General features: G+C 67.2%; 27 protein-coding genes and 2 pseudogenes. 17 read left to right on the top strand and 12 right to left on the bottom strand.

From position 1 onward, the window contains the following. Positions 1-8 precede the first annotated feature (8 nt). Positions 9-1,495 (top strand): annotated as a pseudogene (gene rpsA / locus GNX96_RS05145) (30S ribosomal protein S1). Between the two features lie 67 nt (positions 1,496-1,562). On the opposite strand, the gene GNX96_RS05140 reads toward rpsA, so the two are convergent. From GNX96_RS05140 to GNX96_RS05125, 4 genes are all read right to left on the bottom strand, one after another. Next, a complete protein-coding gene (locus GNX96_RS05140; protein ID WP_163567086.1) occupies positions 1,563-1,850 on the bottom strand; it encodes a hypothetical protein in 288 nt (95 codons plus the stop codon). Next, positions 1,742-2,245 carry an rRNA adenine N-6-methyltransferase family protein gene (locus tag GNX96_RS62590; RefSeq protein WP_390623929.1) on the bottom strand — a complete coding sequence of 168 codons (504 nt, stop codon included), beginning with the start codon at positions 2,243-2,245 and terminating at the stop codon, positions 1,742-1,744. Before GNX96_RS62590 ends, GNX96_RS05140 begins: the two co-directional genes overlap by 109 nt. Positions 2,246-2,768: 523 nt before the next feature. Continuing rightward, positions 2,769-3,791, bottom strand: coding sequence for an alpha-hydroxy acid oxidase (locus tag GNX96_RS05130; RefSeq protein WP_279579445.1), 1,023 nt, complete (start codon positions 3,789-3,791; stop codon positions 2,769-2,771). A gap of 32 nt (positions 3,792-3,823) precedes the next feature. Next, positions 3,824-4,009 carry a hypothetical protein gene (locus GNX96_RS05125; protein WP_163567203.1) on the bottom strand — a complete coding sequence of 62 codons (186 nt, stop codon included), beginning with the start codon at positions 4,007-4,009 and terminating at the stop codon, positions 3,824-3,826. Between the two features lie 76 nt (positions 4,010-4,085). On the opposite strand from GNX96_RS05125, the pseudogene GNX96_RS05120 reads away from it, so the two are divergent. After that, positions 4,086-4,936: pseudogene (locus GNX96_RS05120) on the top strand (helix-turn-helix transcriptional regulator). A 185-nt stretch (positions 4,937-5,121) separates the two neighbouring features. Here the strand turns inward: GNX96_RS05120 and GNX96_RS05115 are convergent. Beyond that, a complete protein-coding gene (locus tag GNX96_RS05115) occupies positions 5,122-5,367 on the bottom strand; it encodes a hypothetical protein (RefSeq protein WP_163567202.1) in 246 nt (81 codons plus the stop codon). Positions 5,368-5,668: 301 nt separating this feature from the next. On the opposite strand from GNX96_RS05115, the gene coaE reads away from it, so the two are divergent. Next, positions 5,669-6,865, top strand: coding sequence for a dephospho-CoA kinase (gene coaE / locus GNX96_RS05110; protein WP_163567260.1), 1,197 nt, complete (start codon positions 5,669-5,671; stop codon positions 6,863-6,865). A gap of 10 nt (positions 6,866-6,875) precedes the next feature. Here the strand turns inward: coaE and GNX96_RS05105 are convergent, their stop codons facing one another. The 4 genes from GNX96_RS05105 to GNX96_RS05090 all read right to left on the bottom strand — a co-directional run bounded on the left by GNX96_RS05105 (position 6,876) and on the right by GNX96_RS05090 (position 10,749). After that, entirely contained in the window at positions 6,876-7,616 is a 741-nt protein-coding gene (locus GNX96_RS05105; protein WP_163567201.1) for an LppU/SCO3897 family protein, read from the bottom strand. A gap of 138 nt (positions 7,617-7,754) precedes the next feature. Next, positions 7,755-8,423, bottom strand: a complete 669-nt coding sequence (locus GNX96_RS05100; protein WP_163567200.1) for a DUF4166 domain-containing protein — start codon at positions 8,421-8,423, stop codon at positions 7,755-7,757. A gap of 1 nt (position 8,424) precedes the next feature. Next, the gene (locus GNX96_RS05095; protein WP_163567199.1) at positions 8,425-9,123 is read right to left on the bottom strand and encodes an SRPBCC family protein; all 699 of its coding nucleotides are present in this window, start codon (positions 9,121-9,123) and stop codon (positions 8,425-8,427) included. A 135-nt stretch (positions 9,124-9,258) separates the two neighbouring features. Continuing rightward, positions 9,259-10,749 (bottom strand): aldehyde dehydrogenase family protein, encoded by a 1,491-nt coding sequence (locus tag GNX96_RS05090; protein WP_163567198.1) that lies wholly within the window; start codon positions 10,747-10,749, stop codon positions 9,259-9,261. Between the two features lie 214 nt (positions 10,750-10,963). Here GNX96_RS05090 and GNX96_RS62585 point away from each other — a divergent pair, with 214 nt between their 5' ends. Genes GNX96_RS62585 through GNX96_RS05080 form a run of 4 tightly spaced genes read left to right on the top strand, consistent with a single transcriptional unit; the run spans position 10,964 to position 13,404 of the window. Beyond that, entirely contained in the window at positions 10,964-11,476 is a 513-nt protein-coding gene (locus tag GNX96_RS62585; RefSeq protein WP_390623924.1) for a DEAD/DEAH box helicase family protein, read from the top strand. After that, positions 11,416-11,868, top strand: coding sequence for a hypothetical protein (locus GNX96_RS62580; RefSeq protein ID WP_390623923.1), 453 nt, complete (start codon positions 11,416-11,418; stop codon positions 11,866-11,868). The genes GNX96_RS62585 and GNX96_RS62580 overlap by 61 nt, the downstream gene beginning before the upstream one ends. After that, entirely contained in the window at positions 11,810-13,078 is a 1,269-nt protein-coding gene (locus GNX96_RS62575; RefSeq protein WP_390623922.1) for a helicase-related protein, read from the top strand. The genes GNX96_RS62580 and GNX96_RS62575 overlap by 59 nt, the downstream gene beginning before the upstream one ends. 59 nt (positions 13,079-13,137) lie before the next feature. Next, positions 13,138-13,404, top strand: a complete 267-nt coding sequence (locus GNX96_RS05080; RefSeq protein WP_279579411.1) for a type II toxin-antitoxin system VapB family antitoxin — start codon at positions 13,138-13,140, stop codon at positions 13,402-13,404. A 28-nt stretch (positions 13,405-13,432) separates the two neighbouring features. Here the strand turns inward: GNX96_RS05080 and GNX96_RS62570 are convergent, their stop codons facing one another. From GNX96_RS62570 to GNX96_RS48995, 3 genes are all read right to left on the bottom strand, one after another. Next, positions 13,433-13,960 (bottom strand): VOC family protein, encoded by a 528-nt coding sequence (locus GNX96_RS62570; RefSeq protein WP_390623921.1) that lies wholly within the window; start codon positions 13,958-13,960, stop codon positions 13,433-13,435. Next, positions 13,848-14,318, bottom strand: a complete 471-nt coding sequence (locus GNX96_RS05070) for a MarR family winged helix-turn-helix transcriptional regulator (RefSeq protein ID WP_163567196.1) — start codon at positions 14,316-14,318, stop codon at positions 13,848-13,850. Before GNX96_RS05070 ends, GNX96_RS62570 begins: the two co-directional genes overlap by 113 nt. 452 nt (positions 14,319-14,770) lie before the next feature. Further along, the gene (locus tag GNX96_RS48995) at positions 14,771-15,331 is read right to left on the bottom strand and encodes a hypothetical protein (protein WP_279579409.1); all 561 of its coding nucleotides are present in this window, start codon (positions 15,329-15,331) and stop codon (positions 14,771-14,773) included. 124 nt (positions 15,332-15,455) lie between these two features. Here GNX96_RS48995 and GNX96_RS48990 point away from each other — a divergent pair, with 124 nt between their 5' ends. Genes GNX96_RS48990 through GNX96_RS05055 form a run of 10 tightly spaced genes read left to right on the top strand, consistent with a single transcriptional unit; the run spans position 15,456 to position 26,357 of the window. After that, complete coding sequence (locus GNX96_RS48990) at positions 15,456-16,400, top strand: beta/alpha barrel domain-containing protein (RefSeq protein WP_279579408.1); 945 nt, start codon at positions 15,456-15,458, stop codon at positions 16,398-16,400. Then, positions 16,307-17,458, top strand: a complete 1,152-nt coding sequence (locus GNX96_RS48985) for a beta-ketoacyl synthase N-terminal-like domain-containing protein (protein WP_279579407.1) — start codon at positions 16,307-16,309, stop codon at positions 17,456-17,458. The genes GNX96_RS48990 and GNX96_RS48985 overlap by 94 nt, the downstream gene beginning before the upstream one ends. Further along, positions 17,355-19,919 (top strand): type I polyketide synthase, encoded by a 2,565-nt coding sequence (locus GNX96_RS48980; RefSeq protein ID WP_279579444.1) that lies wholly within the window; start codon positions 17,355-17,357, stop codon positions 19,917-19,919. Before GNX96_RS48985 ends, GNX96_RS48980 begins: the two co-directional genes overlap by 104 nt. Continuing rightward, complete coding sequence (locus GNX96_RS48975) at positions 19,891-21,693, top strand: SDR family NAD(P)-dependent oxidoreductase (protein WP_279579406.1); 1,803 nt, start codon at positions 19,891-19,893, stop codon at positions 21,691-21,693. The genes GNX96_RS48980 and GNX96_RS48975 overlap by 29 nt, the downstream gene beginning before the upstream one ends. A 3-nt stretch (positions 21,694-21,696) precedes the next feature. Beyond that, positions 21,697-21,987 (top strand): beta-ketoacyl synthase N-terminal-like domain-containing protein, encoded by a 291-nt coding sequence (locus GNX96_RS48970; protein WP_279579405.1) that lies wholly within the window; start codon positions 21,697-21,699, stop codon positions 21,985-21,987. Next, on the top strand, positions 21,948-23,720 hold the full coding sequence (locus tag GNX96_RS48965) for a beta-ketoacyl [acyl carrier protein] synthase domain-containing protein (protein WP_390623920.1): 1,773 nt from the start codon (positions 21,948-21,950) through the stop codon (positions 23,718-23,720). The genes GNX96_RS48970 and GNX96_RS48965 overlap by 40 nt, the downstream gene beginning before the upstream one ends. Before the next feature lie 24 nt (positions 23,721-23,744). Then, entirely contained in the window at positions 23,745-24,647 is a 903-nt protein-coding gene (locus GNX96_RS48960; RefSeq protein WP_279579403.1) for an acyltransferase domain-containing protein, read from the top strand. Beyond that, complete coding sequence (locus GNX96_RS48955) at positions 24,545-25,792, top strand: polyketide synthase dehydratase domain-containing protein (protein ID WP_279579402.1); 1,248 nt, start codon at positions 24,545-24,547, stop codon at positions 25,790-25,792. The genes GNX96_RS48960 and GNX96_RS48955 overlap by 103 nt, the downstream gene beginning before the upstream one ends. Next, positions 25,789-26,049, top strand: coding sequence for a 4'-phosphopantetheinyl transferase family protein (locus tag GNX96_RS48950; RefSeq protein ID WP_279579401.1), 261 nt, complete (start codon positions 25,789-25,791; stop codon positions 26,047-26,049). The genes GNX96_RS48955 and GNX96_RS48950 overlap by 4 nt, the downstream gene beginning before the upstream one ends. Then, positions 26,046-26,357 carry a phosphopantetheine-binding protein gene (locus GNX96_RS05055; protein ID WP_163567195.1) on the top strand — a complete coding sequence of 104 codons (312 nt, stop codon included), beginning with the start codon at positions 26,046-26,048 and terminating at the stop codon, positions 26,355-26,357. Before GNX96_RS48950 ends, GNX96_RS05055 begins: the two co-directional genes overlap by 4 nt. Positions 26,358-26,359 lie beyond the last annotated feature (2 nt).

The following is a 26,359-nucleotide window of genomic DNA, read 5'->3' as shown; positions in this document are numbered from 1 at the left end:
CCCCCCAGATGACGAGCAGCACCCAGGCACCCCCGAAGACTCCGCAGGTAGCGGTCAACGACATCGGGTCGGAGGAGGCGTTCCTCGCCGCCATCGACGAGACAATCAAGTATTTCAACGACGGAGACATCGTCGAAGGCACGATCGTCAAGGTCGACCGGGACGAGGTGCTGCTGGACATCGGTTACAAGACCGAGGGCGTCATCCCGTCCCGCGAGCTGTCGATCAAGCACGATGTCGACCCGTCCGAGGTTGTCTCCGTTGGCGACCACGTCGAAGCCCTGGTTCTCCAGAAGGAGGACAAGGAAGGTCGACTGATCCTGTCCAAGAAGCGCGCGCAGTACGAGCGCGCCTGGGGCACGATCGAGCAGATCAAGGAAGCCGACGGTGTGGTCACCGGTACGGTCATCGAGGTCGTCAAGGGCGGCCTGATCCTGGACATCGGGCTGCGCGGCTTCCTGCCCGCGTCGCTGGTCGAGATGCGTCGGGTCCGCGACCTCCAGCCGTATGTCGGCCGTGAGCTCGAGGCCAAGATCATCGAGCTGGACAAGAACCGCAACAACGTGGTGCTGTCCCGCCGCCAGTGGCTGGAGCAGACCCAGTCCGAGGTGCGCAGCGAGTTCCTCAACAAGCTCGCCAAGGGCCAGGTCCGCAAGGGTGTCGTCTCCAGCATCGTCAACTTCGGTGCGTTCGTGGACCTGGGCGGTGTCGACGGTCTCGTGCACGTCTCGGAGCTGTCCTGGAAGCACATCGACCACCCGTCCGAGGTCGTCGAGGTCGGCCAGGAGGTCGAGGTCGAGGTTCTGGACGTCGATCTGGATCGGGAGCGCGTGTCGCGCTGTCGCTCAAGGCGACCCAGGAAGACCCGTGGCGCCAGTTCGCCCGTACTCACGCGATCGCCCAGGTCGTGCCGGGTCGGGTCACCAAGCTGGTGCCGTTCGGCGCGTTCGTCCGTGTCGACGAGGGCATCGAGGGCCTGGTGCACATCTCCGAGCTGGCCGAGCGGCACGTGGAGATCCCGGAGCAGGTCGTCAACGTGGGCGACGAGATCCTGGTCAAGGTCATCGACATCGACCTGGAGCGCCGCCGGATCTCGCTGTCGCTGAAGCAGGCCAACGAGGGCGGAACGGTCGAGCCGGCCGAGTTCGACCCGGCGCAGTACGGCATGGCCGCTCAGTACGACGACTCGGGCAACTACATCTACCCCGAGGGCTTCGACCCCGAGACCAACGACTGGCTCGACGGCTTCGACAAGCAGCGGGAGGAGTGGGAGCGGCAGTACGCCGAGGCCCAGTCCCGGTTCGACGCGCACCAGAAGCAGATCGCGGCGGCCCAGAAGGCCGACGCGGAGGCCAGTGCCACCGGCGGCACGGGTGGCGGCGGCGGCAGCGCCCCGTCCTCGTACTCTTCGGACACCGACGCCTCCACCGGCGGGACGCTGGCCACCGACGAGGCGCTGGCGGCCCTGCGCGCCAAGCTCTCCGGCGGCAACTAGTAGTCAGCTAACGAACCAGGCCCCGACCGCTCGCCGGTCGGGGCCTGGTTTGTTTTTGTTCGGCAACTCAGGAGTTGACGGTGAGGGCGGTGGCGAGGCGGTTCCATTGCGGCGCGGTCAGGGTGGAGATCGGGGTCGGCGGGTCGATGCCGGTCGAGGTCAGTAGCCGATGCGCGCGTCTGCGTGGGTGGATCTCACCGACGGCCGCCGCGATCGGCAGCCGGGGCTCGGCGAAACCCCGACGGATCAGGTCACGGACCGGTCTGGACAGTGTGGTCGTACGCCGAATGACGAGATGGGCGGCGTCGACGCGGGGGGCGGGGGAGAAGCTCGCCGCTGGTACGCGGGCCGCCACCCTGATCGCGTACGACGCGGCCCAGCCGGCCTCCTCGGCGGTGCGCGGGCAGCTCCGGGCCAGCCGGACCGCGAAGCCCCACTCGACCAGCAGGTCGGCGCGGTCATCGGGCTGGTCGGGTGCAACAGTCGCCGTACGAGTGCAGTCGACACGGCAAAGGGGACGTTCGCAACTACCGCGTACGGGCGCCTGGGCAGCGGCACGTCCCGCAGGTCTGCGTGCACGACCCGCACCTGACCGGCGAACCGGCGTTCCAGCCGGCGGACGAAGGCCGGATCTCGCTCGATCGCGAGAATCCGCGCACCGGTACGGGAAAGAGGCGCAGTGAGCGCGCCCTGCCCCGGGCCGAATTCCACGATCAGGTCGCCCGCCGCCGGCCGGGCTGATCGCAGCATGGCGTGAACAACAACTCGTTTGTCGGTCAGGAAATGTATGCCATGGGACATGGGAGTGTCCTCCAGTGAGTACGTCTGGGGGGGAAATGACGAAAGCCACGCTCAGCCGCTGGCTAAGCGTGGCAACCGACGACGTACTTCACTGACCCGTCAGGGGATCAGGGCGTCGCCGGCCTCACCGCACGCGCAGCCGCATGAACGCGGTCACGCCGAAAGTGGTTACTCCCATGGCGGTGACACTAGTGCAGCAGTGCCCCGCACTCCACCGCTTATTGCTACCCCCAAAAATGCCGCCCCCGAATCGAGTCTTCGCGCCGGGTCTGACAGTTTCGGCTCGTAAGAATGTAGGTAACTGACCCCGGTGGGGGTCGGGATGTTGACTGTGGGACTTTGGCCCGCTCCCGGTGTCGAGTGTGGGATTTTGTTCCGCACTCGAGGATCCAGTAGGTGCGCCGCGAAACTGTCGTACGCGCCGAGAACCCTCGATTCGGGGGCGGCATTTTTCGAGTGGGCCGCGAAACCGTCAGACTGGCGGCCGTACGACGAGGTCGCCCGGGACATCAGCGGGCGACGCGGAGCCGGCCAGCGCGAGCGCGTGTGCCAGCTCGGCGGTGAGGTCGGTGAGCAGCCGCTGGACGCCGGCGGCGCCGTCGACCGCGAGGGCATAGAGGACCGGTCGGCCGACGAAGACGGCCCGAGCGCCCAGTGCGAGCGCGGAAAGCACGTGCTCGCCGCGGCGGATGCCGCCGTCGACGTAGACCTCGGCGTCCGTTCCGCTCACGGCATTCGCCACCTCGGGCAGCGCGTACGCGGTCGAGACCGCGCCGTCCAGCTGCCGGCCGCCGTGGTTGGACACCATGATCGCGGACGCGCCGGCCGAGACCGCGTCCCGGGCATCGTCGCCGCGCAGCACGCCCTTCAGGACCACCGGCAACCCGCTGACCTCGCGTAGCCATCCGAGGTCGTCGAGGCTCAGGTCGTCGGCGCGGTCCGGAGAATGGGAGCCCCAGTTCGCCATCGTGCTGCCGGCCGGTACGACGCCCCAGACATCCGGAATCTCGGTCGGCGGTGGCGTCCCGACCACAGGCACGTCGGCGGTCAGCACCACCGCCCGCGCGCCGGCCTCCCGGGCGCGTACCAGCATGTCCCGGCACAGCCCGCGATCACGCAGCAAATACGCCTGCACCCACCATGGCGTGCCGGTCTCGCCGACCTTCGCGAACGGCACTCCGGTGTTGCTGGTGACGCACATCAGCGAGCCGGCGGCGCCCACTCCGGTCGCGGTCGCCGCCTCACCGCAGGGGTCGCACATGACCTGCAAGGTCGAAGGCGAGACCAGGATGGGCGTACGAATCTCAGTGCCGAGCACGGTCGTCGCGGTCGAAACCGCTGAGACGTTCCGCAACATGTGCGGCCGCAAGCGCAGCTGGTCCCAAGCGTCCACGGCCTCCGCCGCGGTCCGCTCGCCGGACGCACCGCGGCGGAAATACTGGTAGACCGAGGGGGAGAGTCTGGTGGCCGCGAGGTCGCCAGTCCGTCTGTCCAGCGCATGATCCTCATCTTGCCGAACATGGGACGTCAGGTCACCAGGGCCTCGCCCATACCCGCGACGATCGCGTCGACGGTCTCGGCGGGCGACTGCGCGGAGGTGTCCAGCCAGAGGCCGCGGCGAGCCGTTCCGGTCCGAAGCACAGCGTCCATATGAGCAGGTGTCCAGTCGCCGCCATAGCCGGTTTTCGCTCGTACGACCTCGCGTTCGGCCAACGCTCGCGCTGTTCTCCGATCGTGCCGCAAGGCACGGATTGGTGGTCCCTGGTTGACGGTACGGTCCTGTCGAATAATGGACGACGTGGACAGACCGCAGTTGGCCGACTTTCTCCGACATCGCCGGGAGGCGTTGCAACCCGAGGATGTCGGGCTGCCCAAAGGGCCGCGCAGGCGCACGGCCGGGCTGCGTCGCGAGGAGGTCGCCGGACTGACCGGCATGTCCACCGACTACTACTGCCGGCTGGACCAGCAGCGCGGTCGCGGCCGTCCGAGCAGATGCTGACCGCGTTGGCCCGCGGCCTGCGACTGACCGTGGACGAGCGCGACCACCTGTTCCGGCTGGCCGGGCATGGCACCCCCGCCCGGGCACGACGCAGCGACCACGTCAGCCCGGCACTGATGCGCGTACTCGACCGGCTTGACGACACGCCCGCCGCCGTCATCTCCGACCTGGCCGAGACACTCGCGCAGAACCGGCTGGCGGTGGCCCTTCTTGGCGACCGGCTTCGGTTCACCGGGCTGGCGCGCAGCGGCGCCTATCGCTGGTTCACCGATCCCACCGAGCGGCTGAGCTTTCCGTCGTCCGACCACGCCAACCACAGCCGGTTCGTGGTGGCCAACCTGCGGTCGGCGCTCAGCCGCGGCCCGGACGACCGCGTTGTCGAGCTGGTCGACCGGCTGCGTACGGACAGTCGTGAGTTCGCCGAGCTGTGGGAGCAGCACGAGGTCGCGTTTCGTTCCGAGCGGCACAAACGGATCATTCATCCGGAGCTCGGCATGATCGAACTCGACTGCCAGGTCCTGTTCACCGAGGGCCGTGATCAGGCGCTGCTGGTCTTCACCGCTTCACCAGGCACCGACGGCTACCAGAAACTCCAGCTGCTGTCCGTTATCGGTTCGCAGCGCCTCAACCCGGCCCGCTGACGGGCTACCAGTGCGCCGGCCGTTGAATACCTTCACGCGGGGACATTCGCCATAACAGGCGCAATTGTCATGACTTGGACGGCGATCTGTCACATTTGACCAACATCGAAGCAATGGCGTACGCGACTCCACGACCGGCTCCGTCGACGCGGAGTCGGTCTGGTCGACATGCGACCTGTGCTGTGCTACCGCCCGAGAATGTCTGCGAGGGCGGTGGATCCGGTGGCCAGCCATCCGCCGACCACCGCGGCGCTGGCCGCCGCGGCTACCCCGAAAACGAGCGCCGGCCGGATCCGCCATCGGGCGGGCTCGGTCGCGTGCTGGTTTCGGGACGTGGTCGGTTCGAGCCGGGCAAGGACCTCCGGGATCTCGCGGCAGTAGCGCAGGCCAGGCTGGCCAAGCCGGTGCCGGCCGACACGCTGCGCATTCATCCGAGCCTCCTGGTCACGATCTGGACGTCTGTGACGATAAGCCGGCCCAGGCTGTGCGTACGGGAGGCGCGCGGCGTGTCACCTGCATAAATGCTGTCTCGGAGAGGGCGGTAACGGTGCGTAACTCGCATCGGAAGCCACGGTGACGGCGGGATTGTCGGACACTCTGCGCAACAATCATCGACAAATCCGGCAAATCGCCCACTCGTCACACGTGCCACTCCATGATCACACGCCCCGGAGTGTTAAGAGCCGGAGCGCCGGCCGGAAACCGGTGATCACCGTCTGCGACACTCCTTCGATGCTTCGGATCGGGCTCACCGGCGGCATCGGCGCCGGCAAATCGTCGGTGTCGGCTCGGTTGGCGGCCCGCGGCGCGGTGGTGATCGACGCGGACGGACGGCTCGCCCGCGAGGTGGTCGAGCCGGGCACCTCCGGCCTCGCCGCGGTCGTGGAGGCGTTCGGGCCGGACGTGCTGACCGCCGAGGGCGCGCTCGACCGGCCAGCGCTCGCTGCCGTCGTCTTCGCCGATCCCACGGCCCGGCAGACGCTGAACGCGATCGTCCACGTCCACCCGCTGGTCGGCGCCCGGACGTACGAGCGGATGCGGCAGGCCGGCGAGGACGCGATGGTGGTGCACGACGTGCCGCTGCTGGTGGAGAACGGTCTCGGCCCCTCCTACCACCTCGTCGTCGTGGTGCACGCGGACGAGGACGTACGGGTCGACCGGTTGCGGCGAGATCGCGCCATGCCGGCCGAGCAGGCGCGGGCCCGGATCGATGCGCAGGCCACCGACGAGCAGCGCCGGGCCGCCGCGGACGTGTGGCTCGACAACGGCGGATCGCTGCGGACACTGGAAAACGCCGTCAATCAACTGTGGGACGATCGGCTGCTGCCGTACCAGGAAAACCTGCGCGCCCGGCGACCCGCGACCAGGTCCGGGCAGGCCGAGATCGTGCCGTCGGATCCGACCTGGCCCGCCCAGGCAGAGCGGGTTCTGGGAAAACTGCGGGCGGCGCTGGGGGAGACAGCCGTGCGCGTTGACCACATCGGTTCCACCTCGGTGCCGGGACTGGCCGCCAAGGACATCCTCGACCTCCAGGTGTCAGTACGGGCGATCGCTGACGCAGACGCCGCCGCGAACACTTTCGCGGACGCTGGTTTTCCAGCTGTTCAACGGATCCGCTCAGACGAGCCGAAGCCGATCGAGCCCGATCCGGCACGTTGGGCCAAGCGCTACCACAACAACGCCGATCCGGGCCGTCAGGTCAACCTGCATGTCCGGGTGGTCGGCTGGCCGAATTGGCGCTATGCCTTGCTTTTTCGCGATTGGCTGCGCGCCGATGCGGACGCGCGCGGAGCGTACGAGCGACACAAACTCGCGCTCGCCGCGGATTTTCCGGACTATGCCGGATATGCCGAGGCGAAAGAGCCGTGGTTTGACCAGGCGCTGCCAAAAGCCGAGGAATGGGCTGCCCGTACGGGCTGGTCTGCTTAAGGCGCGTGTGTTATTGAGTCTGAAGGCAGAGGACGTAGCTGTCGGAGTCGTCGACCTTGCTCGTGAACGCATAGCTGGCGTTGGAGCCGCTGCCCTGGCATTTGGTCACGTCGGTGGTGCCGGTGAAGCGGGCCATCACTTTCAGAGCGCCCGCGCTGGAGCAGTCGGTCTGGTCGACGAAGCTGTTGTCCGCGGCCACCTTGCGAACCTTCACGCACTGGCCGATCGGCACCGTCAGGCCGTCACCCTCACCGGTCGGGGTGGCGCTGGGCTGGTCGCTGGGGGAGTCCGATGGCGCCGGGGTAGGCGAATCGGCCGGGCTGGGACTGTCGCTCGGCGCGGCGGTCGGGGTCGGCGCGGCGGCGGCGGTGGGGGTCGCCGGCCGCAGGAACGCGAAGCCGCCAACGAAGGTGACGACACCGCCGCACAACACCAGCAGCACCACGGCACCGATCACGATCCCGGTGATGGCGAGCCCGGACAGGCCCTTCTTCTTCGACGGCTCGGGCGGGTTGCCGTACGCCGGCGGGACGCCCGGGTCGGTCGGCTGCCCGTACGGCCCGCCAGCATAGGAGTTCGGGTCAGGCTGCCCGTAAGGCGGTGGACCACCGCTGTAGGGGACAGCGGAGTTCGGTTGGCCGTAGGTGGGCGGGCCGCCGGTGTACGGGACCGCCGAGTTCGGGTTCGGCGGATAGCCTGGGGCTTCCTCGTACGGGTCGACGAAACCGCCTGGCGGACCGTACTCGCTCATTCCGCACCCCCTGTGTGGCCCGCGGCTGTCCTCATGGACGCACTCCAGCGGGCATCCCAGTCTGTGTCGTCCCAAGCCGGGACGTAACGGCCTGCCGGGCAACCGGCGGGGCAGGCGTGCGGGCCAGACGACATCTCGTCACGCTCGGGCGACGACTTCGCGGTTCGGTCGTACGGACGCGGGTACGTCGGCGCCTTCGGTGTAGGTCGCGGCAAAGGTCCCGTGATAGCCGAACAACGGGCCGAACCGACGGTTGGCCACCGTGACCGAGATCCGGAACCGGCCGAGGTCGTCGTCGAACGACTCCCGTACCGTCGCGATGCCGCTGACCAGCAGCGGAATCCCCAAGGTGAGCGGACCCTGGTGCCAGCGCTGCGCGCCGGATCGGATGATCAGGCCGCCCGCGTCGTCGACGGACGCGCGCAGGTCCACCGCCACGTGCTGGTGGGTGCCGAGGTAGTCGACGATCGTGCCGCGGCGCGGGCTGTAGACCATCGTCGCGTCCCAGCGGCGCGGCTGGTCGAAATCGAAGGTGCGTACGAACGTCAGCGTTTCCCGGCCGTACGAGTCGCGGTAGGCGTAGTTCTGGATGGTGAAAGGCACGTCCTGCCCGGTGGCCGGCAGCAGGATGTGCCGCTTGGCGCCGAGGGCGAGGAACGGCTTGGTGAAGCCGCCGCCGCTCCAGATCTTGTCCATCACGCCGGTGCCAACACAGGCCTGCCCGGACGAGAAGCCGAACCGGCGCCGCAGTTGCGGGTGCAGGCGATCGAAGTCGGCGCCGAGGGCACGTTGGAAGATGGAAGACATGTCAGGGCTCCAGGGTGGATGCGATGGCCGGTACGCTGGCGGACTGCCGGTCGGGCGGACGGCGCTGGCAGCGCCGGGCCGCCGGGCTGGACGGCAGCGGCGGGATCAGCAGTGCGGCGGCGACGATCGCCGCCGCCAGATAGGGCGGCAGAAGCCACCACACGCCAACGCACAGAAAGATCCGAAGACCGGCGTCCATAAGTCCGTGGCGCAACGACCGTTCCGGTGGCGTCCCGTGCTCCAGCCACAGCCGGAGCCGATCGAATGACCAGGCCGTTCCCCAGCCCATCAACGGGCGGAACAGTCGGTCGGCGAGCCGGCCGAGCCGGCCCCAACCGGGTTCGTAGTCGTAGCCGGTGATGAACCGAACGCCGTCCGGAGTGGGCACATAACGCCAGTAGCCGGCGCCCGACCGGATCAGTGAGAGTGGATGTCCGGAGTCGAACCGCAACGCGGACGTACGGGCGCCGTCGGCCCTCGTACGTTCACCCGCGGTGACGCCAGTCCCAGCGATGACCACGCCAGGCAGCACCCGTACGGCGTACCGGAACCGCTGCGGTTCCGCTGGGTCCGGCCGGGCCAGGTAGTCGATCTCGGTGAACCGCAGGTCCCAGCGTTGATGCTGGCGTGGCTGCTGGGTCAACTGCCAGAGCTCTTCTGCGTCACATCGGATCGTCGTCTCCACATAAAGCCTGCTCAACTGCCACCTCCCGAGGATTTAAGCGATCGCTCAAGATGGAGGATAGCAACTTTAAGCAATTGCTCAAGTGGTCGAAAGGGCACAGCGGGGCCGGCGTCACCGCGAATGGTGGCGCCGGCCTCGTACTGCTGTGAGTCAGCTCAGGTCAGTGATGACCGTCTTGGTCTCCATGTAGTTGTTGAAGACCGCGTGGCCCATCTCGCGGCCCCCCCCGGACTCCTTGTAGCCGCCGAACGGCAGCGTGGCGTCGAAGACGTTCCACGTGTTCACCCACACCGTGCCGGCGCGCAGCCGGCGGGCGGTCCGGAAGGCCTTGGAGATGTCGCGGGTGAAGACGCCGGCGCCGAGGCCGTAGTTGGTGTTGTTCGCGACCGGCAGGATGTCCTTCTCGGCGTTGAACGGCGCGGCCGCCACGACCGGGCCGAAGATCTCCTCCTGGACGGCCTTCATATCCTCCTTGGTGCCGGTCAGGATGGTCGGCGCGACGAAGTAGCCCCGGTCGCCGACCCGATCGCCGCCGATGACGCCGGCGCCGTCGTCCTTACCAGAGCCGATGTATCCGGTCACCCGATCGAACTGCTCCTGCGACACCAGCGGCCCCATCGTCGTGTTCGGGTCGAGCCCGTTGCCGACCTGGATGGTTCGGGCCTGCTCCGCGACGCCCTCGACGACCTGGTCGTAGATCGACTCCTCGACATAGAGCCGGGAGCCGGCCACGCAGCATTCGCCCTGGTTGAAGAAGATCGCGTGGGCCGAGCCGGCGATCGCCTTGTCGACGTCGGCGTCCGCGTACACCACGTTCGGCGACTTGCCGCCGAGCTCCAGGGTGACCTTCTTGAGGTTGCCAGCGGCTGCTTTGACGATCTCCCGGCCGACCTCGGTCGACCCGGTGAAGGCCACCTTGTCCACGTCGGGGTGCGACGCGAGCGCGGCGCCGGCGTCGCCGAAACCGGTGACGATGTTGAAGACGCCCGCCGGTACGCCCGCCCGCATCGCGAGTTCGCCCAGTAACAGAGCCGAAAGTGGCGTTTGCTCGGCCGGCTTGAGGACGACCGTGCAGCCGGCGGCCAGCGCGGGTCCGACCTTCCACGCGGCCATCAGCAGCGGGAAGTTCCACGGAATGATCTGAGCGGCGACGCCAGTGGGCTCGCGCAGGGTGAATGCCAAGTACGCGTCCGGGTCCCACGCGGAGACCGGGATCGTGTTGCCTTCGATCTTGGTGGTCCAGCCGGACATGTAGTGGAACAGGTCGGCGGCCAGCGGTACGTCGGCGGCCTTGGCCACCGCGTACGGCTTGCCGTTGTCGAGCGACTCGAGCAGCGCGAACTCCTCGAGGTGCTCAAGGATCAGGTCGCCCAGCTTGTGCAGGACCTTGCCGCGCTGGCCGTGCGGCATCTTGCGCCACGGGGAGCCCTCTTCGAAGGCCTCGCGAGCGGCCCGTACGGCCCGGTCGGCGTCTTCGGCCTCACCATGCGCGACGGACGCGAGGACTTCTTCGGTAGCCGGGTTGATGGAGTCGAACGTCTTGCCCGACGCCGCGTCCACCCATTCTCCGTTGATCAGCATCTTGCGGCTCAGTGCACCCACGACTTCCTGGATGCGCGGTTCGTCGAACGCCAGTGTCATGATCGACCTCCTCGGCCGGATAACGGCTTTCGCTATTGCGGTCCAGGTCACATCGAAGCACCGCATAAGCAGCTCACAACAGGGCACAGCTGCCGCATCTGCGCTTTCGGAGAGGCAACCGCGCCCGGTGGGAGAGGTTGCAACGCCGTTGCAGAGCTGTACAAGCCCGGTCGGCCGTACGGGACTGTCATACGTCCGGCGTACCGTTGTGGGTATGAGGCCCAAGCTCGACATCATCCGCCGTGAGGGCAAGTTCGAGGTGGTCAGCGACTACCAGCCGTCCGGTGACCAGCCGGCCGCGATCAAGGAGATCTGCGCGCGGATCCGCGCCGACCAGAGCAACGTCGTGCTGCTCGGCGCGACCGGCACCGGCAAGTCCGCGACCACCGCCTGGGTGGTCGAGGAACTGCAGCGGCCGACCCTGGTGATGGCGCCGAACAAGACGCTGGCCGCCCAGTTGGCGAACGAGTTCCGCGAGCTGTTCCCGCACAATGCGGTCGAGTATTTCGTTTCGTACTATGACTATTACCAGCCCGAGGCCTATGTGCCGCAGACCGACACCTACATCGAGAAGGACTCGTCGGTCAACGACGAGGTCGAGCGGCTCCGGCACTCCACCACCCCCGCAGCCTGCTCACTCGCCGGGACACCATCGTGGTCGCGTCGGTGTCCTGCATCTACGGGTTGGGCACCCCGCAGGAATACCTGGACCGGTGCGTGCGGCTGAATGTCGGCGACGAGATTGACCGGGACAAGCTGCTCCGCCAGTTCGTCGACGTGCAGTACACGCGCAATGACGTCGCCTTCCAGCGCGGCACTTTCCGGGTCCGCGGCGACACCGTCGAGGTCTTCCCCGCGTACGAGGAACTCGCGGTCCGGATCGAGATGTTCGGCGACGAGATCGAGCGGCTGTATTACCTGCATCCGTTGACCGGCGAGGTGATCAACGAGAGCGACGCGGTGATGGTCTTCCCGGCCACCCACTACGTCGCCGGTCCGGAGCGGATGGAGCGGGCGGATCCGTGGCATCGAGGCGGAGCTGGAGGAGCGGCTCGCCGAGATGGACCGGCAGAACAAGCTGCTGGAGGCGCAGCGGCTGCGGATGCGTACGACCTATGACATCGAGATGATGCGTCAGGTCGGCTTCTGCTCCGGCATCGAGAACTACTCGCGGCACATCGACGACCGCGCGGCCGGCACCGCACCGCACTGCCTGCTGGACTTCTTCCCGGAGGATTTCCTGCTGGTCATTGACGAGTCGCACGTGACGGTGCCGCAGATCGGCAGCATGTATGAGGGTGACATGTCCCGCAAGCGGACCCTGGTGGAGCACGGGTTCCGGCTGCCGTCGGCGATGGACAACCGGCCGCTGAAGTGGGAGGAGTTCCTGGACCGGATTGGCCAGACTCTCTATTTGTCAGCTACCCCGGGAAAGTATGAGCTGGGCCGGACCAAGAACGACGTCGTCGAGCAGGTGATCCGGCCGACCGGGCTGGTCGACCCGGAGGTGATCGTCAAGCCGACCAAGGGCCAGATCGACGACCTGGTCGAGCAGATCCGGCTCCGGGCAGACCGGAACGAGCGAGTTCTGGTCACCACGCTCACCAAGAAGATGTCGGAGGACCTCACCGACTATCTGCTGGAGCTCGACATCAAGGTGCGATATCTGCATTCCGAGGTCGACACGCTGCGCCGGATCGAGTTGCTGCGCGAGCTGCGCAAGGGCACTTTCGACGTGCTCGTCGGCATCAACCTGTTGCGCGAGGGTCTCGACCTGCCGGAGGTCTCGCTGGTGTCCATTCTGGACGCCGACAAGGAAGGCTTCCTGCGCTCGGGCACCTCACTGATCCAGACCATCGGGCGGGCCGCTCGAAACGTGTCCGGCCAGGTGCATATGTACGCGGACAACATCACGCCGTCGATGGAGAAGGCGATTGATGAGACCAACCGTCGGCGAGCGAAGCAAGTCGCGTACAACAAGGCGAACGGCGTCGACCCGACCCCGCTGCGCAAGAAGATCGTCGACATCCTGGACGTGATCTATGCCGAGGCCGAGGACACCGAAGGCGAGCTGATCGGCGGTTCCGGCCGCCAGCAGTCCCGCGGTAAGGCTCCCGTGCCAGGCCTGTCATCCAAGGGCGGTGCCGGGCCGGTGAAGACCGAGGGAATGGCCCGTGCCGAGCTGGCCGACCTGATCCACCAGCTCAACGACCAGATGCTGGCCGCCGCCCGAGAGCTGCAGTTCGAGCTGGCAGCCCGGCTCCGGGACGAGATTTCCGAGCTCAAGAAGGAAGTCCGGCAAATGGACCGGGCCGGCGCCGGCCGCTGACCGTACGGCCGCTCCCGTGACGGCAATTACACCATTTGGGGTAGCCACCTACCATGGCAATGAACATCAAAGATCCGGAAGCCGAGCAACTGGCGGCCGAACTGGCAACACTCACCGGCGAGACCAAGACCGCCGCGGTGAGGGCAGCACTCCGCGAACGCTTGGAGCGACTGCGTCAACCTGATGTTCGTAAGCAGCGGCATGAGCGGATGATGCGTGTCCTGGAGGAGGAGATCTGGCCGCAGATCCCGCCCGAGGTCCGCGGCAAGTCCATAACGAAGCAGGAGCGGGAAGAGATCCTCGGGTTCGGGCCGGAGGACGTGTGATCGTCGATACCTCAGCGGTGATCGAGATCTAGTGTCCTGCGGTCCGGCCGAGGGATGGGTTGGCGGTGTAGTCGGTGAAACCGATGATGTTGCCGGCCGCGTCGGCGACCTCGACGATCCAGCCGGTGGCGACCGAGAACGGGTCGGACAGTGGCTCGACGCCGCGAGTACGGAGAGTCTCGGCGGCTTCGCGGGCGTCTGGCACCTCGAGCCAGAGCCTGGCAGCGGTTGAGGGTGCGGGGGAGGCGACGGTGCCGCGACGCAGCAGAAGGCCGGGGGCTTCCGGGCCGAGCTTGAACAGTGCGATGCCCGGTTCGTCGAGCCGGAAGACGAGTGGCAGGCCGAGGCGATCGGCGTAGAACTCTCGATGGCGTCGTCGAGATTGGCGACCGCGAAGAGAATGTTGTCGACGCCGAGTACGCGAATTGCGGAATTCATGGCTTTTATCCTTTTTGTGAAGTTCGATCTGGCTGGTAGTTCTCCAGTCCGAAGAGGACGATGGCGTCCTCGAATGCGGCCGCCAGCCTTTGGAGTCTTGCTGGATCGGCTTTCGCATATCGCAGGCGGATCGGGCCGGCCAGTGGTGCATTCCTGATCAGTCGGCGCCCTTTTGTGGTCAGCCGTACGATCCGGCGCCGTCGATCGTCCGGATCGGCGGCCAATGCCACCCACTCGCGGCTGGCCAGTCGGTCGACCAACTGCCCGAGAGTGGCTGGGTGCATGACCAGTCGGTCCCGCATTTCCTGCAGCGACAACGCTTCGCCCCACTCGTCGAGCATGCGAAGAATGGCCAACTGGGCACCGGTTACCTGGTGGTGACGTTGCAACTCGCGGTTCAGACCGGCGAATGCCTGGTCCAGTCGGGTCCAAGCGTGGATCGCGGCCAGGGTTTGCGCAGCTGGTGGTGTCGACACTCTTATTATGTATCACATACTAATTTGGTCAGCAAGGAGTTGTGACGAGAGTGAGTGTTTTCGGTTCGCCGGACTAAGGAAAACAACAAGACACCCGGTGTGCTCCGGGTGAAATGTGGATTGCTTGCAACGAAAGAGAAAATGACGCTGACCAGGAATGGGCGCGGCCGGAGGTGACCTTACCGGACTGCCGCTGACGAGTGAAACCGCCCTCCTGTTTCCCCAGTGACAGTCAGGACAGAAGAAATTAGCAGACCGTGGCGACCTTTTGGTGAACACCTTGTTTCGGATCGATCGGAGTGGTTTCCTGACCGAATAACCGAGGCTGTGTGTGAACGTGTCATCGCTGTCCGTCGATTTTCGGGAGGAGATTCGCAAAGTCGGAATACGTCACAATGCCCGGCGCTTGTCCCATCGTTCGTTCTTGGGATAGTTTGCTGCCTCTAGTCCATTCAGGTGGCCGGTGTCGGGAAAGCGATGCCCTGTCCGCCGTACGCGCCGACCCGGTTCGTGGATGGGCTCATCACGCCTGCTCGGCCAATGGAGGCACGGTGGCATTGGAATCGGTGGCCCTGGATGTGGCTGGCCGGCTGCTCACGCTCGGGATCAGTCCGTGCGGCGAGTCGGACGCCACCCTGGTCGCGGCCGTCTGTCGGGCCGGTGGCCTCGGCATTCTCGATCTTGGTAGCACTGCCTCGGTCGCTCGCAATGCCCTTGCGATGGCAGCGAAAACGGTGACCGGTGCCTTCGGCGTCCGGGTCGCCGCCGGCTGTGACATCGGTTTCGAAGTAATTCTTGCAGACACTGCACTGTCCGCAGTGGACACCGTGGTGCTGGGCCGGAATGCGCCATGGTCGATTGCCGACGTTGTCGAACACCGCACTGTTCTGGTGGAGGTCACCCACCTCGATGAGGCCCTTGTCGCGGTGGCCGCCGGCGCGTACGGCGTCATCGCCCGCGGCAACGAAGCCGGCGGTGAGGTCGGCGAGCTCAGCTCTTTCGTTCTGCTGCAACAGCTTCTGGCCGATCCGCGGATCACCTGCCCAGTGTGGGTGGCCGGTGGGATCGGGCCGCGGACAGCGGTGGCCGCGGTGGTGGGCGGGGCGGCGTCGTCGTACTGGAAAACAGCTTGCGCTGATGCCGGAATCGGAGCTGCCCGACGATGTGCGATCGCTTCTTCACGGTACGGACGGATCGGAGTCCGTCCTGGTAGACGGGCGGCGGATGATGGCGCCCCGCGGCGGGCCCGGACGCGCTCTGCCGATCGGCCAGGACGGCTTTTTGGCGCAGGTCTTCGCCCGCCGGTATGGCAGCACGGCTCGGGCCGTACGAGCGATCCGGGCGGCAATTTTCGAGGCACTGGAAGAGAATTCCATTGGTGCGCGGGCGTTGCGGCCCGATTCGGTGCTGGGTCGGGCGGTGGGTACGGCGCTGCCGATCGCGCAGGGTCCGATGACCCGCGTTTCCGACCAGGCCAGTTTTGCCGCCTCGGTGGCCCATCATGGCGCGCTGCCGTTTGTCGCGTTGGCGCTCAGCGGGCCGGACCAGAGTCGGGCTCTGCTGACCGAGACGAAGCAGGTCGTCGGCGACCGGCCCTGGGGTGTCGGGGTGCTGGGTTTCGCGCCGGAAGAGGTGCGTAGGGCTCAGTGGGAAGTCATCCACGAGTTGCGGCCATCGGCCGTCATCGTGGCCGGCGGCCGGCCGGGGCAGGCGCAGGCGCAGGCATTGGAAGCGGCCGGCATCCAAGCATTCCTGCATGTGCCGTCGCCGGGCCTGCTGCGGCAGTTCTTGGACGCAGGGTCCCGAAAGTTCGTCTTCGAAGGCGCCGAATGCGGCGGGCACGTCGGCCCGCGGGCCAGTTTTCCGCTCTGGGAAGCCCAGATCGGCGTGTTGCTGGAATACCTCCAGGAGCGCTCCGCGGACGTGGACCTCGGCGCCGCTCTGCGGTCTATTTCGCCGGCGGCATTCACGACGCCCGGTCTGCCGCGATGGTCGCGGCGGCGGCGGCACCGCTGGCCGCCCGCGGTGCCGGGATCGGCGTACTCATGGGCAGCGCATACCTTTTCACCTCGGAGGCAGTGACCGACGGCGCGGTGGGCCAGGTTTTCCAGCGCCAGGTGCTGGCCGCGCATCGTACCGACCTGCTGGAGACCGCCCCCGGTCATGTGACCCGCTGCGTCGCCAGCCCGTTCACCGCCGAGTTTGCCAGCGTACGGGCCGAACTGCGGGACAGCGGAGTGCCAGACCGGGACGCGTGGACCGAGCTGGAGCGGCTCAATGTCGGCCGACTGCGGGTAGCCAGCAAGGGACTTCGGCGCGACGGACCGGATCTGGTGACTGTCGACGAGCCCGAACAGCTGGCGGACGGCCTCTTCATGGCCGGCCAGGTCGCCGTTTTACGGTCGGACGTCACGACAATCGAGCGGCTGCACCAGTCGGTCACCGTCGATGCCGTTGACTTCCTTGAAGAACGTGTGCGTGAGCTGCGAGACCGCCTCGGCATCGAGCCCGTGGAAGCGCCGGCGCCGGCGCCGCTGGATGTGGCGATCGTCGGGATGGCCTGCGTTTTCCCTGGGGCGCAGGACCTGTCCGCGTTCTGGTCCAATGTGGTCGGTGGCGTCGACTCGGTGACCGAGGTTCCGGCGCAGCGTTGGGATTCGTCGCTTTATCACGAGCCGCCGGGCGGGCACGCCCCAGGTGAGCGCACCCCATCGAAATGGGGTGGCTTCCTACCCCGGATTCCGTTCGATCCGCTGCGCTATGGTATTCCGCCGACCGCGCTGGCCAGCATCGAACCCGTGCAGCTGCTCGCCCTGCAGGTAGCGGACCAGGCGCTGGCGGACGCCGGCTATGCCGACAGTGGCTGGGATCGGTCGCGTACGAGCGTGGTTTTCGGTGCTGAGGCCGGAAGTGACCTGTCCAACGCGATGGTCCTGCGTACGGTGTGTGCCCAGCTATTTCGGCAAGGTGCCGGACGGCCTCGACGATCAGTTGCCCCGATTGACCGAGGATTCCTTTCCGGGCTCGCTGGCCAATGTGATCGCCGGTCGGATCGCGAACCGGCTGGACCTGGGTGGCGCCAACTACACGGTCGACGCGGCCTGCGCGTCTTCGCTGGCCGCCGTCGACGTGGCCTGTAAGGAACTGGTCAGCGGAACCAGTGATCTGGTGTTGTGTGGTGGCGCGGATCTGCACAACGGCATCAACGATTACCTGATGTTTTCCTCTGTCCAGGCGCTTTCTCCGACTGGCCGGTGTCGTACGTTCGACGAGACCGGCGACGGGATCGCGCTCGGTGAAGGAGTTGGCTGTGTCGCGCTGAAGCGGCTCGCTGATGCCGAACGGGACGGCGACCGGATTTACGCGGTCATCAAAGGCGTGGGCAGCGCCAGCGATGGAAAGTCGCTGGGCCTGACCGCACCTCGACCGGAAGGGCAACGCTCAGCTTTGCAGCGGGCGTACCGAAACGCCGGCATCTCGCCGTCTCAGGTCGGGCTGGTGGAGGCGCATGGCACCGGCACGGTGGTCGGCGACCGTACCGAGTTGACCACCCTCAGCGAGGTTTTCGCCGAAGCTGGAGCCCAGCCGGGCAGGTGTGCGATCGGGTCGGTGAAGTCGCAGATCGGGCACACCAAATGCGCCGCCGGGCTGGCCGGCTTGATCAAGACCGCGATGGCGCTGCACACCGGCACGTTGCCGCCGACTTTGCACGTCACCGCGCCGAATCCGGCCTGGCAGCCGGACACCAACCCGTTTGCGTTCGGGGCCGGCTCGCGGCCGTGGACCGCACCGGTCGCCGACCGGGTCGCCGGCGTGAGCGCCTTTGGCTTTGGTGGCACGAATTTCCACGTCGTCCTGGGTGGGTACGACGCTGGTCCGGCACCTCGGCATGGGCTGCGAGAGTGGCCGGTGGAGCTGTTCACATTCCGCGGTGTCGATGATCAGGCCGCGGCCCGCGACGTCGAATGGTTGCTGGATCTGCTTCGCCAGGCCGAAACCGCAGGTTCGCCAGTGCGGTTGCGCGACCTCGCCGCCACCGCGTCCCAGCGGGCGCAACGGCGGGCGGATCCGGTGCGGATCGCGATCGTGGCCGCTGACCTGGATGCTCTTTCCGAGCTCTTGCGGCGCGCGGCGGCTGGTGAGAGTGATCCCGATCGTGGTTTGTTCCGGTGTCCACAGTGGACGGACGGGCCTACCAAACTGGCTATGCTGTTCCCTGGACAGGGCAGTCAGCGGCCCGGCATGCTCGCCGATCTTTTCGTGGCTTTCCCGGAGATCCAGCAGTTTCTCCGGCTGGACGAACGGCACGCCGGACCTCTCTTCCCGCCGACGGCGTACGGGCCGGATGCGGTGGCAGCGCAGGAAGGCCGGCTGCGGGACACCCGCGCCGCCCAGCCCGCGCTGGGCATTGCCGGCCTCGCCACTCACCACCTTTTGTCCCGGGTGGGCGTCGAGGCGGACATGCTGGCCGGGCACAGCTATGGCGAGCTCGTCGCGCTGTCGGCGGCCGGCGCTTTTGACGCGCGTACGCTGTTAACTCTGTCATCTGCTCGGGCTGACGCGATACTTTCCGCCGCTGGCAGCGATCCCGGCACCATGGCCGCGGTGGCCGCCGGCGCGGACGAGGTGCGGGACGTGCTGTCCGCGGCAGGGCTGGCCGACCAGGTCGTGGTGGCCAACCACAACGGGCCCCGGCAGGTGGTCATCTCCGGGCCGACCGAGCTGGTCGATCGCGCCATTGTTGACCTGCGGACGGCCGGCCTGGCCGGAAAGAAGATCCCAGTCGCGTGTGCTTTCCACAGCCCGCTGATCGCCTCCGCGGTGCGGACGTTCGGCGAAGAAGTGGCGTCACACCGTGTTCGCCCGCTGGAAAGGGAAGTGTGGTCCAACCGTACGGCCGACCGCTACCCCGTCGCGGCGGCGGCGGCGGCGGTTGCCGATGGACTCGCCGGCCAGGTCGGCGCGCCAGTAAAGTTCGTCGCCCAGATCGAGGCGATGTACGCGGCCGGCGCCCGGATTTTCGTGGAGGCGGGGCCTGGACGAGTGCTCAGCCGACTGGTTGACGCCATTCTCGCCGACCGTCCACATGAGACGGTCGCGATCGAGGGCAAGGGCAGTGGACTGCCCGGATTTCTGACCGCGTTGGCTCGGCTCGCGGTGGCCGGTGTTCGGATCCGTACCGACTGGCTTTTGCGCGGCCGGGACGCGCGGCAGCTCACCGGCACCACCCTGCCCGCCCAGCCACGCTGGACTGTCGACGGTCAGGTCGTACGCACGGCGGATGGCGCGCCGCTTTCTGGCGGGCTTCGGCCGGCCCAACGGATCCAGGAGAAGACGATGAGCCAGTCGGTGCCGCCCCAGCAGAACTCGGGCACCGAGCAGTTGATCCGCGAGTTCCTGTTGACCAGCAGGGAAATGGTCGCGGCCCAGCGGGATGTGCTGCTGAGACCTCGGGAAGGCGCCGGTGCTGGCTGCCGCGCCTGCCCCTGTCGCGCTTGCGATAGCGGCTCCCGAGCTCGTTGTGGTCCCGCCAGCACCGGTCGCCGCTCCCGAACCGTCCACAGTGGACGTCATGGGTACGGTTCTGACGCTGATCGGTGAGCGCACCGGCTATCCGCTGGAGATGATTGAGCCGGACGTGGACCTGGAGGCCGACCTCAGCGTCGACTCGATCAAGCGGGCCGAGATTTCCGGTGAACTGCTGGCCACTTTCGCCAGCCCGGACCTGCGGTTCGCCGACGCGGATGTCGATGAGTTGGCCAAGCGGCGCACCGCGCGGGCGATGGTCGAGTGGATTTCGGTGCGTACGAGCAGCAAACCCAGCGTCAGGGAACAGCCGCCGAAGGTGCACTCCACACCGGAGTTGCCGGCCGGATCGCCCCCGCAGCGGTTTGTGCTGGAGCCCGTGCGGATCTCGCCGTCCACAATGGACAGTCCGTCGATGTTGAATGGGCTGCGGTTGGCGATCGTGGGTGACACGGACGGCGTGCTGGCGGCCGCGGTCGCGACCGCCTTGGCTGCCTGTGGCGCCGAGCCGTTGGTGGGTGTGGAGCAGGAAAACCTGGCTGGCTGCGCCGGCATTATCGACCTTGGCCCGCTGCTCAGCCCGGTCGTCGAGATCGATCGGGTGGCGTTGGACGGCATTGAGTGGGCACTTCCGGCGGGACTGCCCGCGCTGAAGAAAGCGCTGGCTGGTTCGCCGCGCTGGCTGCTCACGGTGACTGCCCGTACGACTGGCGGCGCGGTCTCGCGGCACGCCGGCTTGCGCGGACTTTTCCGTTCGGTGGCGCGGGAATATCCGGACGTCACGACGAGGCTGGTCGAGGTCGACCCGGCGCAGCCCACTGATCTGCTCGCCACCGTCATTGTCACCGAACTGTTGGCAGCGGACTCTGCCCCGGTGGTGGTGGCCGACGGTGGCGAGCGGCGCGCTTGGGAAATGGTCCAGGCTCCGCTCGGTGCTTTGGCCGGGGTGGGCGCGGGCCCTGCCGGTGAGGGCGCGGCGGAGGCCGCCGCGATCGGGTTGGGGCCGGACTCGGTCGTCCTGCTGGTCGGCGGAGCACGCGGAATTGCCGCTAGATTTGCCGAAACGCTGCAGGCCGCCAGTGGCTGCCGGATCGAGTTGATCGGACGTACGGCGTTGCCGGTCGGCCCTGAAGACGCGGCGACCGCCGGCGCGGGCGAGCTGGCGGGCCTCCGGGCGGCATTGGTCGCGCAGGGTCATCGCAGTGCCGCGGAGGTCGACCGGATGGCCCGGCGCATTCTTGCCGAGCGTGAGGTGGCCCAGACCGTGGACGAACTTTTGGGTAAGGGCGCCACAGTTCGCTACCACTGCGCGGACGTACGGGACGAGGACGCGATTCGGCGGATCGTGAAGGACATTCACGCCGAATACGGCAGGCTCGACGGGGTCATCTACGCGGCGGGTGTGATCGAGGACCGGCTGCTGGCTGACAAAGACCAGGAGTCGTTCCGCCGAGTCTTCGAGACCAAAGTGGACGGTGCTCTCGCGCTGCTGCGAGCGCTGCGAGAAGAAGGCCCGGCGCAGCCTGGATTCCTGGTGTCGTTCGGCAGTATTGCGGCCGCTCTCGGCAACCGCGGCCAGGCTGATTACGCGGCGGCCAATGATGCGATGGAGTCGATGGGTGCGGCCTGGGCCGCCCACACCGGCGGCCGGGTGCTGACTGTTCATTGGGGACCGTGGGCGCCGGCCGGCCGGCACGGCGGCATGGTGTCGGCCGAACTCGGCCGGGACTACGCGCAGCGCGGTATCGACCTGATTGACCCCGAAGAAGGCGTTTTGAGCCTGCTGCGGGAACTTGCCTGGGGCGAGCCGGCGGTCCGTTCAGTCGTCTACACGGCTTCGGGCTGGTAGCCGATGACAACGGCCACGCCCGTCGCGATCGTCGGAATGGCGGTTCTGCTGCCCGGTGCACCGGACCTGGACCTGTCGACCTACTGGCAGAATCTGGTGGCCGGAGTGGACGCCATCACCGAGGTGCCGGCGGACCGCTGGGACCCGAGAGTTTCTACCAACCGGGCGAAAAGAACGCAGCAGACAGGCTTTCTTGCCGGCGTGGCGGGTTTGTGGACGAGTTGGCCGAGGTCGAGGTCACCCAGTTTGGGATTATGCCGGCGTCGGTGGCCGACGCCGAGCCCGACCAGTTGATCGCGCTGCGGGTCGCGGCGGCCGCGATCGCTGACGCCGGCGGCGAAAGTCAGCTGCCTGATCGTGACCGGGTCGGCATTATTCTCGGCCGCGGTGGGTATATTGGGCCGGGTCTCGCGCGGCTGGACCAGCGAGTAAAAACCGCCCAGCAGTTGGTGCGTACGCTCGCCGAACTGGTGCCCGCCCTGGATGCCAGCGAGCTAGCGAAAATTCGCTCCGCTTTCACCGATGCGATAGGCCCGACCCATCCGGACGGGGCCATTGGCCTGGTGCCCAACCTGGCCGCTTCGCGGGTAGCGAACCGGCTGGATTTGCGCGGTCCGGCGTACACAGTGGACGCTGCCTGCGCCTCCTCGCTGGTCGCGGTCGATCAGGCGATGGGTGAGCTGGCGACCGGGCGCTGTGACGTGATGTTGGCCGGTGGGGTCCACCACTGCCACGACATCACTTTCTGGAGTGTTTTCAGCCAGCTCGGCGCGTTGTCGGCGGCCGAACAAATCCGGCCGTTCGACAGCCGCGCCGATGGCATCCTGATCGGTGAGGGCACCGGGGTGGTGGTGCTGAAAAGGCTGGCCGACGCCGAGCGCGACGGCGACCGGGTTTACGCGGTGATCCGCGGCTGCGCGGTGGCCAGCGATGGCAGGGCGGCGAGCCTTTCCAGCCCGGATCCGGGTGGTCAGATTCGAGCCGTAAGACAGGCCTGGCGAGCCGCCGGACTGGATCCGCTGGCGCCCGGTTCGGTGGGCCTGATCGAGGCACATGGCACCGCCACCCGGGCCGGCGACCAGGCCGAGTTGACGACCCTGCGGGAGGTTTTCGGACCACCGACCGAAACCGGTCCGGCGGTGATCGGTACGGTGAAGTCGATGATCGGCCACACCATGCCGGCGGCTGGGGTGGCCGGACTGGTGAAGGCGGCTCTCGCGCTTTTCCATCAGACCCTGCCGCCGACTTTGCATTGTGAGCAGCCGAACCCAGAGCTCGTACGGACGCGGTTCGCGCCCATCGAAACCGCGCGCCCGTGGTCCACTGTGGATGGTCAGCCGCGCAGGGCCGGGGTGAACGCCTTCGGGTTCGGTGGCATCAACGCTCACGTGGTGCTGGAAGAAGGCTCGCCGGCGCGGTCCGGCAGGCCAGTCGCTGTCGCCGAGCCGGACCGGGTGTTGTTGCTGTCAGGAGAAAAACCCAGCCGCACTGGCCGCTGCGCTGGACCGACCGGACGCGAACGTACGAGCGCTGCCCGCACCGACCGGTGGCCGGTGCCGGCTGGCGATTGTCGAACCGACCACGAAACGGCTCGCGGTGGCCCGGAAAGTGGTGGCTCGGCAGGCCGGCTGGCGTGGCCGCAACGACATCTGGTTCAGCCCACACCCTCTCCTGGCAGACCCCACGGCTCGTACGGCCTTCATCTTTCCTGGTCTGGAAGCGGAATTCGCTCCCAACGTCGGGGATATCGCCGCGCATTTCGGCCTGCCAGCGGCGAATCTGACCAGCGACAGCCTCGGTCAGCACAGCATCAGCGTGATCCGGGTCGGCCGATTGCTGGATGCGGTGCTCCGCCGGTTGCGAATGGCGCCGGATGCCGTCGCCGGGCACAGCGTCGGCGAGTGGACCGCGATGATCGCCGCGGGTGTGTACGGCGCGGCGGCCTCGGACGAGATGCTGGACCGGGTCGACCCGGATTCGCTGCGGGTGCCTGGCGTGGAGTTCGCTGTCCTTGGATGTGCGTATGAGCGGGTCGTCGAGGCGCTGGTCAAGTGGCCCGATGTGGTGGTGTCACACACGAGAACTCCCCGAACCAGACGATTGTCTGCGGCCCCGCCGGTGCGATTGCCGAGGTTGTCGCCGACTTCCGCGCGCGGCGGGTGATCTGCCAGGTGCTGCCGTTCCGGTCTGGTTTCCACACACCGATGCTCGCGCCTTACCTCGACCAGTTTCGCGGGTTTGTCCAGGACATGGTGATCCATCCACCAGCAGTGCCGGTGTGGTCGGCCACCACGGCGTCGGTCTTTCCCGTAGGGGCAAGAGAAGTCCGTGAGCTCTATGTGCGGCACCTGGTCGAGCCGGTGCGGTTCCGTTCGCTGATCAGGAACATGTACGCGGCCGGCTTCCGGGTTTTCGTGCAGATCGGCCCCGGTCAGCTCGGCTCGTTGATCGACGACACTCTCGGCGACGACGACCATCTGACCGTGCCGGCGAACTCTTCCCAGCGGTCTGGGCTGGACCAGCTCCGGCGGGTCGCCGCCGCGGTGTGGGTGGAGGGCGGATCGCCGGACTTTGGCGCACTGTCAACCATAGTGCCGCCCGTACGCACCAGAAGTCCGATCAAACTGAACCTGTCCGGTGGTTCGGTGAGCCTCGGTGCGGCGGCTCGCGGGTTGGTCCCATCGCGGGACACCACCCGGTCCACTTTGGACGACTACACCGCCGATTTCCCGCTCGCGGCCGAGTTGGACGCGATGTTGCGGGAAACCGAGCGAACCGCGGTGGCGGTGTTGCGGGCCGCTAGCCCGCGACCGGCCGTACCAAGGACTTTGCGAGTTTCCACCGAAAAACCATGCCCTATTTGCTGGACCACTGTTTCGCCGAGCAGCGGGAGGGCTGGCCGGACGAGATCGACCGGCGGCCGGTGGTGCCGGCGACCACGATCGTCCGGTTGATGATGGACGCTGCCGAAAAAGAGGTGCCGGGCCGGACCGCGGTGGGAGTTTCGGACGTACGGCTGAACCGTTGGCTGGTGGCCGCGCCGGCGGTGGATGTTCCGCTGGCTGTCACTCCCACCGCCGCGCCGGACCGGGTCGAAGTCGGGTTGGGTGAGTACGCCCATGGAATTGTCCAGCTGGGTAGCCACTATCCGCCGGCGGTTCCACCGTGGCCAGCACCTACTGCCGCCGAGCGGGTGCCGACCATCACCGCCGAGCGTTTTTACACCGAACGCTGGATGTTTCACGGGCCGCGCTATCAGGGCGTCACCGAACTGCTGGCGGTCGGCGAAAAGCATGCGCGGGCGGTGTTCACCGTGCCGACCGCGCCGGGTGGACTGCTGGACAATGTCGGGCAGTTGCTGGGGCTGTGGATCGTGGAAACGCAGACCACTCGCCGAGTGGTTTTCCCGGTCTCCATCGCGAAGATCGACTTCTACGCTGACGAGCCGGCGCCCGGCAGCGAGGTCGGATGCACGCTGGTGGTGCGGTCGATCACGGATCGGGCGTACGAGTTCGACGCGCAGCTGACCAGCGGTGGCCGGGTTTTCGCGGAAATCAGCGGCTGGCAGGACTATCGCTTCGACAGCCACCTGGCCATCGAGTGGGCCTACCGGATGCCGCAGCGAAACCTGCTCTCCGAGCCGCAGGCCGGCGGGTGGATGCTCACCCCGGAGCGGTGGCCACGAGAGGCCTCGCGGGATCTTTATCTGCGCAAGTATCTGAATACCAGCGAGCAGGCCGAATACGCCGCGCTACCAGCCACATCGCAGCGCCGGTGGCTGCTCGGCCGGATAGCGGTCAAGGACGCGGTCCGTGGCTGGTTGTGGGAGCAAGGCTGGGATGCCTTGTTCCCAGCCGAAATCGCGGTCGGCAACGATCCGTCCGGTCGCCCGTACGTCACCGGCCGGCACCGCGACGACTTGCCGGCCTTCAGTGTCTCGCTGGCACATTGCGCGCAAGTCGGGGTAGCGCTGGCTCGGCCAGGCGCGTCGGTACGGGTCGGCATCGACGTCGAACAAGTCGTCGAGCGACCGGCCAGTACGATGGCGTTCGCGCTTTCCGAGCCAGAGCAACGCAACGATTGCTGGCCGACTCGGTGACGGCGACCGGGGAGCCGACGCAGCTGTGGTTTGCCAGATTCTGGACAGCGAAAGAGGCGGTGGCCAAAGCGGAAGGCACCGGCCTCGGTGGCCAGCCGAGGCATTTCGTGGTGACCGAGGTGGTCGGTGACGAGCTGGTCGTGTCCGTACGAGCGCGGACCCACCGGTTGCGATCGGCGACCGTTCGCAATCCGGCCGACCTTCCGGACCGGGTGTATGTCGTGACGTGGACGATTGATGAGGAGAGCGGGCAATGACTGCGGTTGGCGGCATCACCACTGCGGAGATTCTGGTGGAGATCAGCGGAATGCTTCGCGGCATCCTCGATGACTACGGGCTTGACGGCGTCGAGATCACCATGCGGACCACCTTCCACGAAGAGCTGGAACTGGAAAGCATTGACCTGGTCACGGTCGCGGGACGCATTCAGGAGCGCTATGGCGAGCGAGTGAACCTGGCTGAGTTCCTCGCCGAAAAGGACCTGGACGACGTGATCGGGTTGCGGGTCGGCGAACTGGTGGACTATGTGGCTGACTGTGTTGGCGCCGGCGAAGGGGAGTGCTGAGG

It is taken from the genome of Fodinicola feengrottensis (genome assembly GCF_010993775.1).
GTDB classification, from domain to species: Bacteria; Actinomycetota; Actinomycetes; order Mycobacteriales; family HKI-0501; genus Fodinicola; species Fodinicola feengrottensis.
This window is presented reverse-complemented; position numbering and strand designations above follow the sequence as displayed.

Bases quoted from the DNA above. Each gene is read 5' to 3' on its own strand.
- GNX96_RS62590 (WP_390623929.1), bottom strand. From the start codon at position 2,245: ATGCTGCGATCAGCCCGGCCGGCGGCGGGCGACCTGATCGTGGAATTC.
- GNX96_RS05115 (WP_163567202.1), bottom strand. From the start codon at position 5,367: ATGAATGCGCAGCGTGTCGGCCGGCACCGGCTTGGCCAGCCTGGCCTG.
- coaE (WP_163567260.1), top strand. From the start codon at position 5,669: ATGCTTCGGATCGGGCTCACCGGCGGCATCGGCGCCGGCAAATCGTCG.
- GNX96_RS05105 (WP_163567201.1), bottom strand. From the start codon at position 7,616: ATGAGCGAGTACGGTCCGCCAGGCGGTTTCGTCGACCCGTACGAGGAA.
- GNX96_RS05100 (WP_163567200.1), bottom strand. From the start codon at position 8,423: ATGTCTTCCATCTTCCAACGTGCCCTCGGCGCCGACTTCGATCGCCTG.
- GNX96_RS05090 (WP_163567198.1), bottom strand. From the start codon at position 10,749: ATGACACTGGCGTTCGACGAACCGCGCATCCAGGAAGTCGTGGGTGCA.
- GNX96_RS62585 (WP_390623924.1), top strand. From the start codon at position 10,964: ATGAGGCCCAAGCTCGACATCATCCGCCGTGAGGGCAAGTTCGAGGTG.
- GNX96_RS62575 (WP_390623922.1), top strand. From the start codon at position 11,810: ATGGACCGGCAGAACAAGCTGCTGGAGGCGCAGCGGCTGCGGATGCGT.
- GNX96_RS05080 (WP_279579411.1), top strand. From the start codon at position 13,138: ATGAACATCAAAGATCCGGAAGCCGAGCAACTGGCGGCCGAACTGGCA.
- GNX96_RS62570 (WP_390623921.1), bottom strand. From the start codon at position 13,960: ATGCGAAAGCCGATCCAGCAAGACTCCAAAGGCTGGCGGCCGCATTCG.
- GNX96_RS48990 (WP_279579408.1), top strand. From the start codon at position 15,456: ATGCCGGAATCGGAGCTGCCCGACGATGTGCGATCGCTTCTTCACGGT.
- GNX96_RS48985 (WP_279579407.1), top strand. From the start codon at position 16,307: ATGGTCGCGGCGGCGGCGGCACCGCTGGCCGCCCGCGGTGCCGGGATC.
- GNX96_RS48975 (WP_279579406.1), top strand. From the start codon at position 19,891: ATGGGTACGGTTCTGACGCTGATCGGTGAGCGCACCGGCTATCCGCTG.
- GNX96_RS48970 (WP_279579405.1), top strand. From the start codon at position 21,697: ATGACAACGGCCACGCCCGTCGCGATCGTCGGAATGGCGGTTCTGCTG.
- GNX96_RS48965 (WP_390623920.1), top strand. From the start codon at position 21,948: ATGCCGGCGTCGGTGGCCGACGCCGAGCCCGACCAGTTGATCGCGCTG.
- GNX96_RS48955 (WP_279579402.1), top strand. From the start codon at position 24,545: ATGCCCTATTTGCTGGACCACTGTTTCGCCGAGCAGCGGGAGGGCTGG.
- GNX96_RS05055 (WP_163567195.1), top strand. From the start codon at position 26,046: ATGACTGCGGTTGGCGGCATCACCACTGCGGAGATTCTGGTGGAGATC.